This is a genomic window from Massilia sp. Dwa41.01b (assembly GCF_014171775.1).
Lineage (GTDB): Bacteria > Pseudomonadota > Gammaproteobacteria > Burkholderiales > Burkholderiaceae_D > Telluria.
Genome location: NZ_CP050454.1, coordinates 1,167,809 through 1,180,608, shown reverse-complemented (window position 1 = coordinate 1,180,608; position 12,800 = coordinate 1,167,809). Strand labels below are relative to the sequence as shown.

General features: G+C 56.4%; 11 protein-coding genes and 1 pseudogene. 4 read left to right on the top strand and 8 right to left on the bottom strand.

The window, feature by feature from the left end:
• Positions 1–154: 154 nt before the first annotated feature.
• Positions 155–1,426 carry a hypothetical protein gene (locus tag G4G28_RS05460; RefSeq protein ID WP_182991165.1) on the top strand — a complete coding sequence of 424 codons (1,272 nt, stop codon included), beginning with the start codon at positions 155–157 and terminating at the stop codon, positions 1,424–1,426.
• Between the two features lie 1,092 nt (positions 1,427–2,518).
• On the opposite strand, the gene G4G28_RS28860 is transcribed toward G4G28_RS05460, so the two are convergent.
• The 3 genes from G4G28_RS28860 to G4G28_RS28855 all read right to left on the bottom strand — a co-directional run bounded on the left by G4G28_RS28860 (position 2,519) and on the right by G4G28_RS28855 (position 3,489).
• On the bottom strand, positions 2,519–2,647 hold the full coding sequence (locus G4G28_RS28860; protein WP_374011284.1) for a hypothetical protein: 129 nt from the start codon (positions 2,645–2,647) through the stop codon (positions 2,519–2,521).
• Positions 2,648–2,738: 91 nt separating this feature from the next.
• On the bottom strand, positions 2,739–3,047 hold the full coding sequence (locus G4G28_RS05450) for a hypothetical protein (RefSeq protein WP_182991163.1): 309 nt from the start codon (positions 3,045–3,047) through the stop codon (positions 2,739–2,741).
• A gap of 115 nt (positions 3,048–3,162) precedes the next feature.
• Positions 3,163–3,489 (bottom strand): hypothetical protein, encoded by a 327-nt coding sequence (locus G4G28_RS28855; protein ID WP_374039793.1) that lies wholly within the window; start codon positions 3,487–3,489, stop codon positions 3,163–3,165.
• 300 nt (positions 3,490–3,789) lie between these two features.
• Between G4G28_RS28855 and G4G28_RS05440 the strand changes: the two genes are divergently transcribed.
• Positions 3,790–4,467 carry a hypothetical protein gene (locus G4G28_RS05440; RefSeq protein WP_182991161.1) on the top strand — a complete coding sequence of 226 codons (678 nt, stop codon included), beginning with the start codon at positions 3,790–3,792 and terminating at the stop codon, positions 4,465–4,467.
• A 333-nt stretch (positions 4,468–4,800) separates the two neighbouring features.
• On the opposite strand, the gene G4G28_RS28000 is transcribed toward G4G28_RS05440, so the two are convergent.
• Together G4G28_RS28000 and G4G28_RS27995 are read right to left on the bottom strand one after the other, a co-directional pair.
• Complete coding sequence (locus G4G28_RS28000; RefSeq protein WP_308602415.1) at positions 4,801–5,355, bottom strand: porin; 555 nt, start codon at positions 5,353–5,355, stop codon at positions 4,801–4,803.
• 21 nt (positions 5,356–5,376) lie between these two features.
• Complete coding sequence (locus tag G4G28_RS27995; RefSeq protein WP_308601819.1) at positions 5,377–5,511, bottom strand: hypothetical protein; 135 nt, start codon at positions 5,509–5,511, stop codon at positions 5,377–5,379.
• Positions 5,512–6,300: 789 nt separating this feature from the next.
• On the opposite strand from G4G28_RS27995, the gene G4G28_RS05430 reads away from it, so the two are divergent.
• Complete coding sequence (locus tag G4G28_RS05430) at positions 6,301–7,860, top strand: hypothetical protein (protein WP_182991160.1); 1,560 nt, start codon at positions 6,301–6,303, stop codon at positions 7,858–7,860.
• Between the two features lie 20 nt (positions 7,861–7,880).
• Complete coding sequence (locus tag G4G28_RS05425) at positions 7,881–8,222, top strand: hypothetical protein (protein ID WP_182991159.1); 342 nt, start codon at positions 7,881–7,883, stop codon at positions 8,220–8,222.
• Between the two features lie 564 nt (positions 8,223–8,786).
• Here the strand turns inward: G4G28_RS05425 and G4G28_RS05420 are convergent.
• From G4G28_RS05420 to G4G28_RS05410, 3 genes and pseudogenes are all read right to left on the bottom strand, one after another.
• On the bottom strand, positions 8,787–9,752 hold the full coding sequence (locus tag G4G28_RS05420) for a hypothetical protein (protein ID WP_183108115.1): 966 nt from the start codon (positions 9,750–9,752) through the stop codon (positions 8,787–8,789).
• A gap of 423 nt (positions 9,753–10,175) precedes the next feature.
• Positions 10,176–11,078, bottom strand: coding sequence for a phospholipase D family protein (locus G4G28_RS05415; RefSeq protein WP_182991157.1), 903 nt, complete (start codon positions 11,076–11,078; stop codon positions 10,176–10,178).
• Positions 11,079–11,612: 534 nt separating this feature from the next.
• Positions 11,613–12,788, bottom strand: a pseudogene (locus tag G4G28_RS05410) (aminotransferase class I/II-fold pyridoxal phosphate-dependent enzyme).
• Positions 12,789–12,800: the final 12 nt, after the last annotated feature.

Sequence of the window (12,800 nt, the reverse complement as noted above, 5' to 3'; positions counted from 1 at the left end):
TAAGCTGGAATGACCACTTGGGTCCCGAAGGCTAGGTAATGAGCGCTAACACGTGAGCAGACGCTGCTTAATTTCGAAAATGCGCCTCCGGGGGCTCAGCGTTGTGGATCGGTATCTCGACAATCCATCAGCCCCAATTACCACAGCTGGATCCATGGCAACCCTTGGGATCACGTATAAAACGGGCACAGGTAAGCTGCTTACTCAGCATAAACCACAGCAGTTTATCGCGCGCGCCCTCGACGATGACATTCAGGCTGTACGGCTTCCTACTGCGTACAAAGGACAGCAACATCTTCCTGGCTACCAATGGGTGTTGACAGGACTCACTTCTGGTGGAAGTCTCCCGAGACGCGAGACGCGAGACGTAGACGGCAAGCTGGTCTTTTTCCGAACGTCTGAAGTTGAGGAACTTATCGAGAATACTTCAGGCGGACTAGACGAAGATATGTACGGCTGTCGATACACACATGCTGAATTTTCACCTGCTGCATTGGCGATCACACACTTCGATGGTGCCATCCGTGCCTACCGGGCAGAGGCGTACTTTGAGCGGATCGATGCACAAATCGATCGCGCTGGCAAACATTCGGAATACACGAAGCTTTTTCGTTTCGACGGACCGCTTCCTGTCGAGCGTTGGAAGCGCCTTATGAGCGACTACTTCCGAGGTAATCCACTTGTCCCAGAGTACCTTGGAGTTCCAAGCGAAGAATTTGAAGCTTCCCCCACGCTCCCGGCAGCGACCGCGGAGGTTGCCGATGAAGCGGATCTCGCATCGTTTATCAGCCTCGCGAGAAATACTATAGACGAGCGCTTCGCCCTTGGATACAACTGGGCGACAATTCCTGGGCTAGGGCGACTTCCAACAGTAGAGACCGGATGTGAGGCCGTTGACGCGTTTCTACGAACACAGATTGATATTTCCCACGTGCCCGCCGTGGGAGCAACAGATGGCGTCCTCAATCTCGCGCGAATGGGTTTCGGGGCAGACGACGATTTTCCTAAAATGATGATGGGAGTTGTCGCAGGCATCGCGAATGCCTTGCCCCAGGACATTCTCACACTGAATTTGCAGAAAGTGGCGATTTCGCTGACATGGCCATTCGGTGATCTCATGGTGACGTTGAGCATCAGGGGTGAAGCGAATCTAGTATCGCAAGCTCTGGAACAATTGTTCTCAGTCGTTGATCCGATTAAGCCCCCTTCAGAGTGGATCGAGCCGCTTTCAGAACTAGTGCAGAATCTCGCTCCACGATTCACCCCTGTTGACGGATTCTGGGGTGTCACAGAGGGAGTGCTCGAGTACGAGCACTCGGATGAACTGCCATATCACATGCTCGTTCCTGAGGCGATGATGGCAACGCTGACACGGAATAGTGTGGAGTCGGAGGGGCCTAGCGCAGGCGGCGCTCCCGCAGGGTGAGTCGTAGTAGACGGCGTCTACCACAACCCGAACCGGACCAGGCGCTAAGATGACGCCCGCGTTTGTAGACGGACTGATATCATGGTCCCAAACACTTCTCCTCGAAGCCCTTGGCCGCTTTTAGCAGCTCATCTCTCTGGATCATCCTGCGAGCCCTCGTACGGAAACAATCTACGAAGATTGCTCCTCATTGCCAGATTGGACGCTTTGTGCCGTCTGCACTCAAAAATTGCGAAGTTTTATGAGAAAAAGTACTGCGAGATACCTGAGAAGTACCATGGTTCGAACAGGAAGCCACTGCAGGTATGGTGAGTTCCTACAACTTGCTTGGCGGCGGCGGGCGACTGCAGGTTCTCAGAGTACTTCGTATGTCTCCGAAAACTTCGCGGTGAACTTGTAGCGATGTGACGTAGTTCGCGGTAGCGCTACTGTCTGGGCAAACAGTTGAGGCAGTCTTTACCGACAGTGACAGAGTCGAATGAAACTGTTCGCTGTCGATTAGCACCTACGGTAGCGTTAAAGCTCGAAATCTATTTGCGCGTTATGGCGCTTGCGGTTAAGATCGTTAGATAGTGTTAAGAACAGCAGGCGCTAATTAGCGGTGCCTGTAACCTGCCAGTCGGGTTGCTGCCGCCAACTCCATACTGGGCCTTCGCTTGACGATTGGCGTAAGAGAAATAGGCAGCAAAGTCTGGACGCCACCGCCCGGCTCGTTCAAGAGACCGGTGGCAATGTTGAAGGAGATTGGACATGTCCAATACTACATCAACGGCTCCAGCACCTTTCGGTCATGTGATGCTCGAAGTAGGAAGTGGCTTTTTGTTACTTACTCATTCGGGTGTCGCTCCCGTTTTAGCCTTTGTGCTAATTGTTGGCGCCGTGTATCTGCTGCGTCGGTGACCTAAAGGGGTAGTGCCCGGGAGCTATGTGAAAACATAGCTCCCACCCCCTCCTTCCCGCATCCCCCGTCGATCAAATTGCGCTCGGCGCCTGTTACTACACGCCCCCTTCTAGCTTACTACGCGGTGTCGTCGCCGCACCTGCCCGTTAACGTGCAAATATCGCGGCGCGGTTCCTCTTAGGCCCTGAGGATCACCACATCCCTAACTCGCCAATCAGGCCGTGAGGAGTCCAGACAAGCGAAACCATAGGCAAGCCGGGACTGTTGATACACAGACGTGCAAGTGTTTCACGGTCCAGCTCAGAGTGCTTACCTCCCATTGGGTGACTGTGCCACGTTCCTACGAAATGGAGATGCCCAGCTGAATCTGCGTGCGCCGAACGAGGTGCTACTGGCAAGTGCAATCAGGATCTAATTCCTGTCGTTCTGATCAGATGATGGCAGACGCGCATGCCGAACAATTTGCGCAGCAACTATCTCGCTAAACCCATTTTCAAGCAGTTTTGCATGAAGCTCTTCTGGTGTCTGGGCATCTATGTGCATTTCTTCGTCGGCTGATACAGGTAGCCCAATCGTGGCCACGCCGTCGCCCAGGATCTCGTCCTTGCCATAGGTTGTTACGACTTTTAAGGCGCGATCACCGCCATCGTTATACTCCTGCAATTTAAACGGACGATCGCCATCAGCACCGGCGAATACCGGCCTCCAATTCGCATTCATGTCGTTCCTCAAGTTGTTGGGCATAGGTGCAAGATTGAGGATATTACGACATTCCAAAAAACGAAGCGCACCCATGAGAGGAAGTTAGATGCGTGTTTCCGGATGTGTGCTATTGCTACGCTAGTTTGCTATTACGCCACAGTAGATACCACCGCAGAAATATTGCTACTTTATTAAAGACTCTCGGTTGCCGTAAGGATAGATTATTGACGAGATTTACGCTGGGTTGTTTGAAGTTCACCGAAGGCGATGAACCCAGCACCCTTTTTGCGCCACCTAGCACGCACAAGAGAACCAATCTTGTGCCGGATTGAAACTTCGGATGATCAACGTGATCTGTCACGACTATTTGTGGTCGGATCCCTGTTGCCTTCTCTGTTTCGTTGCAATGCTGCACTAACTGATCAAATGAGTTCGCTACCGCTGCCAAGTCTTCGGCCACTGAACGGCGCTCTTCACGCGTTGCGTCGTTAAGAGCAAGCTCCTTTGGATCGAACTCCTCCTTGGCGCCCAGAACAGGGGGAAGCCAACTTGGCTTGGCTGTCGTGATCGCTTCTAGTTGCAATCTGCAAAGGTTAGGTGTACATTCGTCTCAGTGGCGCCCGCCCGAGTTGCGAACGGCTCAATCAAGGCAAGTAGTGACCCATCTGTGCAATATCTGAAAGCCTTCCTCAACCATTGGATTTTCCACTGCGGGGATGCGTAATCGTTCGACTTCCGACCGCAGCAATGGAGAATTGCAATGAGTTTCCGTAGTATCGCTTACGTCGCGCGTACCGAGCTTGCCGCGTCGTTCATGACCGTTTCGCTCGGTCATATCCAGCAGCTAGTCGCAGCCGCTCTTGGCTATAACAGTCTGGCAGCCCTCCTAGCATCATTTGAAGAAAATCCTGGAGTAGATGGCGCGGCATATTTGATCCTCGACGATGAGTGCATCGCCAATCGTGCGAAAGACCTAGCAGTTTATGGCTACTTAGGGAAAATTATTGATGCGATTATCGTGGGCATTGAAAGTCAAAACACTGCTCCACGAGTGTTCAGGAACACTGACGATTTTTTCGAGGACGTATTGTCCGGTTTTATTGACGAGGAAATCTTCCACGACGAAGCAGTCAACACAGCCTCCGCCGAGACGAACGCCTATTTTTCCGAGGCGTTTGCAGAACTCGCTAGTGATCCAGAAGCCCTGAGAGATGCAGTGTCAGCATGGGCTGTGCCAGTGAGTGGGGTGATCGATATGGATCAAGACCCCGATAGGATGTTTTCCGGCGATAAAATCCGGTTCAGTGGTGTAATCCGTATAAAAAAAGCTGGCAGAGTCTGCTTAGCAGCGGACATGGCGCTGGACATCTCCGCAGCGGTCGATCACGACTATTATGAACGACCAGATGATGGCGACATCGAAGAAGTCGTAAGTTAAGTGTTTATCACTGCCGCCAACCGGCTTCGATATGGTTGCCAGGTTGGGGCAGCTTGATTATTTTTCGTACTACAGGAAATACTGGCGAAGGTCAGCCCGAGATCCTTCAGCAGGCGCTTGCGGAAAATACAAAGTCAGGTTTACACCGGACCTTGACCGCATCCGCTGCACATCCGTGACAAAGTTCTAGAACGCGTGCCGGATACCCAAGTCGACCGCCTTGTCGCCCGTACCGCTCTCGACCGCGCTGGCGACCGTATAACCGGCACCATGCTTGTTGGTCATGTGTCCGTACACCGCATACAGGTCGGTGCGCTTCGAGAGGTTGTACTTTTAGCCGAGAGCGAACTGGTGCGCGTCCTGATTGAAGCGGGTGCGGTCGTTCCTGCCGATCCAGGAAGCCATCAGTGTGTGCGCGCCGTACGGCACGGTCAGGCCGACCAGCACATCACAGCTGTCGGTCGAAAAAACGGGTAGTGTCGCGTAGCCGAAGGGATTGGCTGTATTGCGCGGCATCGCGCTGTTCAAACCCTTGTTGATGGCGTAGGCGAGGTGCACCCGGTTGCTGCCGATGTCGTAGGTGCCTCCGACTACGAGGTTGCGCGCGTTTCCGGTGTTTTTCAGGGTCGCGGTATCGTTGTTGTGGTAGCCAACGCGCAGCATCAACGGACCGTTGCGATAGCTCAGGCCGCGGCCGAACTGACGCCCCGCTTTGTTGTCGTTTACCACCTCGCCAGGCGCATACACCACTTCGGCGATGACGCCCGATACCGCTGGCGAAGTGTACTTGATGGTATTGTCCATGCGGCCGGGGCCGTTGTCGGTCGGGATCATCAAGTTCTTGCTGTCACCCGCGTAGCCAGAGCCGAAGGGATCAAGCGCGGCCACCGCCAAGTATTGCGGCGTGTACTAGCGTTCCAGCGTCACCATGCCGAAGCCGCCCTGCGGGCCAACGTAGGCCTTGCGGCCGAACAGCAGCCCACCCTGCCCCATGACCCCGGCATCGGCCTGGAAGCCACTCTCCAGCAGGAACAGCGCCAACATGCCGTTACCGGTGTCCTCGGTGCCCTTGAACCCAGGCGCGAGCCGGTGCTAACGCCGCTGCTGATCTTCGTGACCGAGCTGGCCGTGCCGCCGCTTTCTCGGACTAGGGCCACGTCGACCAGGACGTAGACCGCAACGCTCGATTGCGCCCATGCGCCGCCCGAGGTCGCGCACAGTACCGATAGTGCTGCAATACTTCTTTTCATCTGTGTTTCCTTCGTGTCTGGATAAAAAGCCGCATAGGATATGCAAGGACTGCGTTGACAGGCTTCCGATTCGACGCCGACGGCACGCGTGAGTATTTCGCCTTCTTGGCCAGCACGCAATTCGGGCCCGGCGATCTTTTTGTCTTCGAGATCTGCGCGGTCGGTGTACCGTGACGCCAATGGCGCCGTCACCGCCGTCGGCAATCCGGTGGACACGGCACCGACAAAAAAAGGACCGGTTAATTTGAGTCAGGCCGGATGTTCGTCCGCACGCCCCCTACTTGCCGCTGGTCTCGAGCCGGTAACAGGCTGTCTTTTCCTGACCGAACACCCCAAGCTGGCTTAGCACGTAGTGGCAAACTGCGGAGTTTATGAGAAGAAGTGCTGCAGAGCGCGTGAGAAGAGATAGAAAAAGCGCCTAAACCTACCGGACAGCTCGCCAGCCAAAGCTGCGCTCACACTACAGCGAACACATCACCCTGTCCCTGTTAAAAAAAATCCCGTTTGAGCGTAAGGATCGTTCTGGCATCCTGAATTCAGTCCTGGACTTTACCCGGGAATTCCGAACTCAAGAAGGGAAGCCATGCAGTCAAATGCCATGAAATCAATGCTGCTGTATCAGATCGCCAAGCTGCCTCACCTCAAGGACAAAGGCCTCTGTCGCGAGTATATGCTCGGCAGAGAGTACGCCGAGCATCGTATCGGCCGAATCGTCGGTCGCAAGTCGTCAAGCGTGCTGCAGTTCCTGCTGGATCACCTCACCGAGGACGAACGCACTCGCATGTTCCCAGGCGATTTCGACCTGGGCAATATGAATTCGTCGTCGCCGGCCACCATCGGCGCGCTCAAGAACGAACTGGAGCCGGACGAGAACTGCAGGACAACCGGTCCGGAGAACTTCTTTAGAGACGCCCGCAAAAAGGTTCCGGTCCTCACTGGACACGCGCTAGGCGACTACATGGAGCAGGATGCGCGCAAGACCTTGAAAGTGCTCAAGCTGCTTTACCAGATGAACGCAGCAAGCCCGGTTCAGTTGTTTGCGTTCCTGACTCCTCCTGGCGACGATAACGCGGCGTCGTTCGAAGTGGCTACTTCCTACCCGGTCAAGGATGAGAAGGCCGTTGCCGGGACCGCTTTGCTCGCTGATCTGATTACGCAGCTGGCGGTCGAACTGCCGGCGGAAAGGCGCGAAGAGATCGAAGACTTGTACATCGCGTTGCGAGAGAAGGTTGACAAGATAGAGAACGCCTTGTTCAGTGCCGCGGCCCAGCGCTCGGGTGGCGACTTCGCGCGCCTCGAAAAAATGCTGGCGCTGGTGCGCGATATGCTCGCCCGCCAGGCGACCACCGACGATATCGAAGCCAAGCCCGCGTTCGTCCCACTTGACGAGCAACTTTGCCTGCATTGCCATGGACTGGAATTTCTTAACTATGCTCAGGCGCAGCGCGAGTTGACCGAGAAGATGACGCCGACGGTCAAAGTCAAACCACCCACCGGGAAACTGGCCATCCTCGATGGGGCCGTACGCGCTCGCACCGGAGACAGTGCACGCTATCCAAAACTGCCGCTCTCGATGTTCGTGGCGTTTGCACACGCAAATGCAGAAACTTTCATCACCATTTTGTCGGACTACCTGGGCCACGAAATCCGGGCCGTGCACTACGTTAAGGCTATTCCGTTGGCGCTGAATCTACTCGAGATATGGGTCGCGTTCGGCCGCGCGGACGGTCTTCGCGCTCTCGCCAGCGACGCACCGCTCCAGCCTACGTCCATGCTCGCTGCGCTGGCCGCCGTGTGCCACCAGTTGTGCCATCCGACGCGTTACCGGCCCTACTGGCAAGGGCAGCCCAACGACCGCGGCAACGTCATTACGGCGTTGGAGAAGATCGACATTCGCAACGCCAAGACGAGGGTGCCGGAAGGCGTCATGCGCTTTTGGGACCACCATCTCAAGTGGCACGCACACGCTCTGTATGGCCAGCTGTCAATCTACGAGCACAAGCTCGCGATTACACAATACCTGGTCGCGGCACTCGAGCATCCGGTGCGCTGCCATAACACAGACTTGCTTCGTCGACGTCTCGACGACCATGTGAAGCTGGCCGCACAGGCGGCAAACATTCTCGACCGCGGGCTCGACTAATCACCAAGGAGGACTACATCATGCGCATTGAAGCACACTGCCCGGACGGCACCGATCGCAATTGCCACGGCACCGTGACCATAGATCTGCCGTACACCAGGCTCACTGACGAGAACATCGAGCCGGAGTGGGTCGGGGATGAATTCGACGGAGAGCTCGAAAGGGTGACGATCACGCCGCCGGCCGACCCGCAGTGGCTGACCGAAAACGCGCCTTGGCTCAGTGAGTGCGAAGTCGACAGCATTAACACCGATGGATTCTTTGTACTCGAGGCGAGCAACTTCCCGGCCCACGATAGCTGCCCGGCTTGCGGATCGTCAGAAACGTATGATCGCGAGGGAAACAACATCACCGCCCTCTGAGGATAGTCTTAACCGCGCCAGGTAACGGCTGGCGCGGCTAAGCTCCGGCGCCGGGGAATCAACGGATGAGAGTGCGAGACATGCCTGAAACCTACGGCAACTGCAAGTTCTCATTGCAGGATATGTTCCACTGGCTGGAAGCGTACCTCAGATCCTCTTCAAGGGCAGCCGAGCAAGTCGGCTACTTGAACTGGGCTTCACGTCCTGCTGACTGCGTCGCGTCTTGCGTTCGGATTGGCAATCTTCTCCTCCTCGCATTTCAAAAAATGCGAGGTTTTATGAGAATATGCACTGCGAGGTATCCGAGAAATGGTGGCCGTTTCGAGGGGAACTACTGCGAGATGTCGTGAGTCCCTACATATCGCCGGTGTAGGTGCTCAGAATACTTCACAATGCCTGAAAAACTTCAGTGAATTCGCGGTGTTCTCACGTAGCTCGTAGTAGCTTTATCTACTATCAGACGTAGAGCTACTGCGCAGTAACTCACTCTCCAAAATATTTATTTGCTGCTACTGTAAAGAGCGTCATTTGGTTGTACGGATCGGTCCAATCTGCCTTGCGATGCTAATCGCTCAAGGATGCCTTCCCAATATCGTTGAGTGCCGCGCATATTTCGTCTGCCGTAGCCGCCCCTGCAGCAATCTTTATCGCCGTAGCGGTTTTGAATGGCGCTTCCTTATGACAGCGTTCGGCGAACCGTACAAAATTCTTGTCTGCGGAGAGGACGGAGTCAACTTCCGCTAAATGCGACGCGAGAAGAGAATCACCTGGGGTACCCGAGGTCACTTTATACCAGCGCTGCAAGTATTCAAACGCGCCACGCAACCACTGCCGTTTCATATTCTCGGCTTTGACCTCGTAATACCAGAAGCTCTTAAAGCTCTGTGAATCCCAAAGCATTTCTATGTGATCAACTTCGCCATCAATCCATTCCCGGTAGGGACTCGTGTAATACATCAGCTCAGATGTCCATATATAGCACGCCCCGGCCCGCCAGTATTCAACTGGATGGGCCCAAGAATCATCGGGCGGAGCGTAGTAGACGCTCGTCAGCGGTATCTCGGCCTCTTGGGGCTTATATTGCGTTTTGACGATTTCGCGTAGCGCGATTGCCTCCCTACGCGCTGCATCGACTTCTGTAGCGCCACGCATCGATTCATCGGTCACTGGAGGAGCGATGTCGAGCCGCGCACGCTCCCAAAAGCCTCCTTTTACACGTGTCCAGCTATATTTCAGTCGATTGACCTCTTTCATATTTGGGTTTTCCCGAAGCCATTTAGGACGCAAGCGGCGGACTTCGCTTTTGAAGTCTTCTGCCTCCGAATATGCTTCTGGCATAAGCCGGTTCAGTCGAGGGTCGGCCGCTAATCTCAGCATAGCCTTCCTTGTTGCATCGTCCTTCAACTCTCTTATTTCGAAAACTGTACCAGGGGCTACAGAAATTGCCACGCGATTTTCTTGCGCGACCGACATTACTCGTTCAAATCCTCCAAAATCGGAAAGATATCGCCATAAATTGGTATCGAGCATTACTGTTTTTTGAACACGAGTGCGTTGATTCTTGGCTCTAGGCATGGCTGCTTACTTACTTATGGATCGTCTGACCGGATGAACTTGAGGACGTATCTTAGCCGAAAAGGCTGAGCTTCCCCGTTGGGGGTGCAGCACCAACACAGATTGTGCAAGCGGGCACTAAGATCCCTAGCTCATGCCTCCGCCGCTACCGCGCTAGCCTGGGAAGTGAGCGGGGCATCATTGCCGCCAGCATTGCGGGACATGCGCCCCCCACGGAAGCGATTCGGAGGCGGCTCAATGCCGCGCCTTGGCGGCGTAGGGATCTCCGGCCTTCACACCTGGAACACGCGCATCCGTCGCTACCGGCGCTGGCATCGATTCTCCGTCGAACGCTGGCAAGACGGACAATGGCGCAAACTCTCAGGCCCACCGTACAGGTCATCCCCAAGGTTGCACCGACAATGCTCGTGTCGCCGCACGTCGGACATCGCGCGAGAATGATGGCGAGCGAGAGATCGTTTCCAGCAGAGTGACGACGCTCGCAACGGTTTCCAAACGCTTTTGTGTTCCAAATCGACCGACGATCCACTCGTCGGTTGCCGGGCCGCGCGCTTCACCGTCACCGGCAGAGTGATCTCGTCCCGAGCCCGCTTGGTTCAAGAGGAGGTGGCATGCCCAAGTCGCTATCTTGCCGAGCCGGCGATTGTCGACGCTGGGCAGTTCGACCTTCAACAAAGCGAAGACCTCGGGCTTCACGGCACGCAAACGATCGTCTGCGTCGATCTGCTCTTCCAATAAGCTGAAAGGATCGATGTCAAAGGAAGGAATGGTCGAGACAGCGCTGGGAACGACGTCTTCGGGCATCGTACGATTACGGAATTCCCACCTTGCCTCTGCCACGGCGAGATCGCGTTCGGTTATCGGTGTCGCCTGCATCCATTGTCGATCGAACCATGTGGTCATCCTTTGATAGTCGGGCGTGGATGGGGGCACAAAATATCCGGCCTCGATCGTACCGCTAGAATCGGCTCCTTCAGCACCCAAACCATTGGTCGACATATTTGCCGATGACACCACTGCCCCTGCCGACCCGATCACCACCTTGGCATGCAGACCGTTGAGTTTCAAAGTGACACAATTTTCTCGATCGAGCAGAGATCTGATCACTGACGGGTTACATGCACCTGATTCCAGGTCACAGATGATCTTGCAAGCGCCCCGTAGTCGATAGTCGGCGCCGGCGCCCCAAAACGCGACCGCCAACCTCAGTGGCTGAGAAATTTCCTCATCCATCAACGCTTGAATCTTTTGCGCGATATCTCTACCCGATTCTAAAAACATCTACTACCTCCGTGATTTGGCTGCTCGGTTCTGTCTTGCCTCGCTCATTTAGCTGAACACAGCAATCGTGTCAGGACGTATCGGTCTCGAGGATCGTTGGGTCGATCGTGTCCCAGTGTGAGCAGCGCGAATCGAACCTTTCGTATAGCCGAGCTACTCACCTGTTCTCACCGTAGCTCCGCTACACAAAGCGGTGAGGACGCGTCGATGTTCGCATGCTTCGGTGCCAGATTGCATGCTTCCCGCCGCCGTAGTTGAAAAACTGCGAGGTTTTATGAGAAAAAATGTTGCGAGATACCTGAGAAGTACTTTTGAACGAGCGGGCGGCTACTGCGAAGTATTCTGAGAACCTACAACACTTGCGGGAAATGGAGGCCGAGCCGCTGGGCTCGGCCTTTTTTTTAACGGCGAGCCACCTGGACACAAGGACGGAACAGGCCACGATCCGCCCGCTCCGGTCGTCAATGCGTTCGATGATGGCGCGCAAACGACGGGCGCGATGGGCCGCTGGCGGGCGCCGCCAGCCGCGGCCGCTCAGGCGCTGTGCAGACCCGCCATGAACGTTCCGAGGCGCCGCACAGCTTCCTGCAGGTTCTCCGCGCTGGTCGCATACGACAGGCGCACGTAACGATCGGCGCCGACATGGCCGAAATCCTTGCCCGGCGTGAGCGCCACATGCACCTCTTCGGGGCGCGCTCGCAGAATTCCCGTGCCGTGAGGCCCGTTCCGCTCACATCGAAATACACGTAGAAGGCGCCGTCCGGCGGCACCGGCACCGGCAGGCCGATGCCAGCGAGACCTGCGAGCACCAGCGCGCGGCGGCGGGCGAACTCGACCCGGCGCGCTTCGCAGACGTCCAGCGATTCGGCCGTGAAGCAGGCCAGCGCCGCGCCCTGCGACAGGGTTGATGGGCAAATATAGTAGTTCTGCGCCAGGCGCTCCATGGTCGGCACCATTGCTTCCGGCACCACCGTCCAGCCCAGGCGCCAGCCGGTCATGCCGAAATACTTCGAGAAGCTGTTGATGACGATGGCGCCGTCGTCGAAGGCCAGCACCGTCTGCGGCGGCCGGCCGGCTTCGTCGCGGTCGCCCAGGTTCAGGTAGATCTCGTCGACGATGCGCCAGGCGCCGTGCTCTCGCGCCCAGTCGCAGATGGCGCGCAATTCGGAAGGGCTTACCGAGGTGCCGGTCGGGTTGGAGGGAGTGGCGATCATCAGCCCGCGGGTCTGCGCCGTCCAGTTGGCACGCACGCTGTCGCGGCTGAGCTGGAAGCGGCTGGCGGCATCGGTCGCGACCAGTTTCACCGGGCGCCGAAGCTGCTGAGGAACTGGCGGTTGCATGGATACGAAGGGTCGCCGACGATGACTTCGTCGCCGGCATCGACCAGCGCCGCCGTCACCAGCAGCAACGCGCCGAGGCCCCGGCGGTGACGATGATCCGGTTCGGATCGATCGTCACGCCATGCTCGCGCAGGTAGAAGCCGGCAATCGCCGCACGCAGGGCCGGCGTGCCGAGCGCCGCGGTATAGGGCAGCGCGCCGCCGACGAGCTCGCGCGCGGCCTCCAGCACGGCGGGCGGCGGGCCGAAATCGGGCTCGCCCAGGCTGAGCTTGATGACCCGGTGTCCCTGCGCCTCCAGGACCGCGGCGCGTTTGCCGAATTCCATGGCGAAGAAGGGATCGATGGACTGGGCGCGTTGGGATAGTTTCATGTCGATATCGGG

Bases quoted from the DNA above. Each gene is read 5' to 3' on its own strand.
- G4G28_RS05460 (WP_182991165.1), top strand. From the start codon at position 155: ATGGCAACCCTTGGGATCACGTATAAAACGGGCACAGGTAAGCTGCTT.
- G4G28_RS28860 (WP_374011284.1), bottom strand. From the start codon at position 2,647: ATGGGAGGTAAGCACTCTGAGCTGGACCGTGAAACACTTGCACGTCTG.
- G4G28_RS05450 (WP_182991163.1), bottom strand. From the start codon at position 3,047: ATGAATGCGAATTGGAGGCCGGTATTCGCCGGTGCTGATGGCGATCGT.
- G4G28_RS05440 (WP_182991161.1), top strand. From the start codon at position 3,790: ATGAGTTTCCGTAGTATCGCTTACGTCGCGCGTACCGAGCTTGCCGCG.
- G4G28_RS27995 (WP_308601819.1), bottom strand. From the start codon at position 5,511: ATGTTGGCGCTGTTCCTGCTGGAGAGTGGCTTCCAGGCCGATGCCGGG.
- G4G28_RS05430 (WP_182991160.1), top strand. From the start codon at position 6,301: ATGCAGTCAAATGCCATGAAATCAATGCTGCTGTATCAGATCGCCAAG.
- G4G28_RS05425 (WP_182991159.1), top strand. From the start codon at position 7,881: ATGCGCATTGAAGCACACTGCCCGGACGGCACCGATCGCAATTGCCAC.
- G4G28_RS05420 (WP_183108115.1), bottom strand. From the start codon at position 9,752: ATGCTCGATACCAATTTATGGCGATATCTTTCCGATTTTGGAGGATTT.
- G4G28_RS05415 (WP_182991157.1), bottom strand. From the start codon at position 11,078: ATGTTTTTAGAATCGGGTAGAGATATCGCGCAAAAGATTCAAGCGTTG.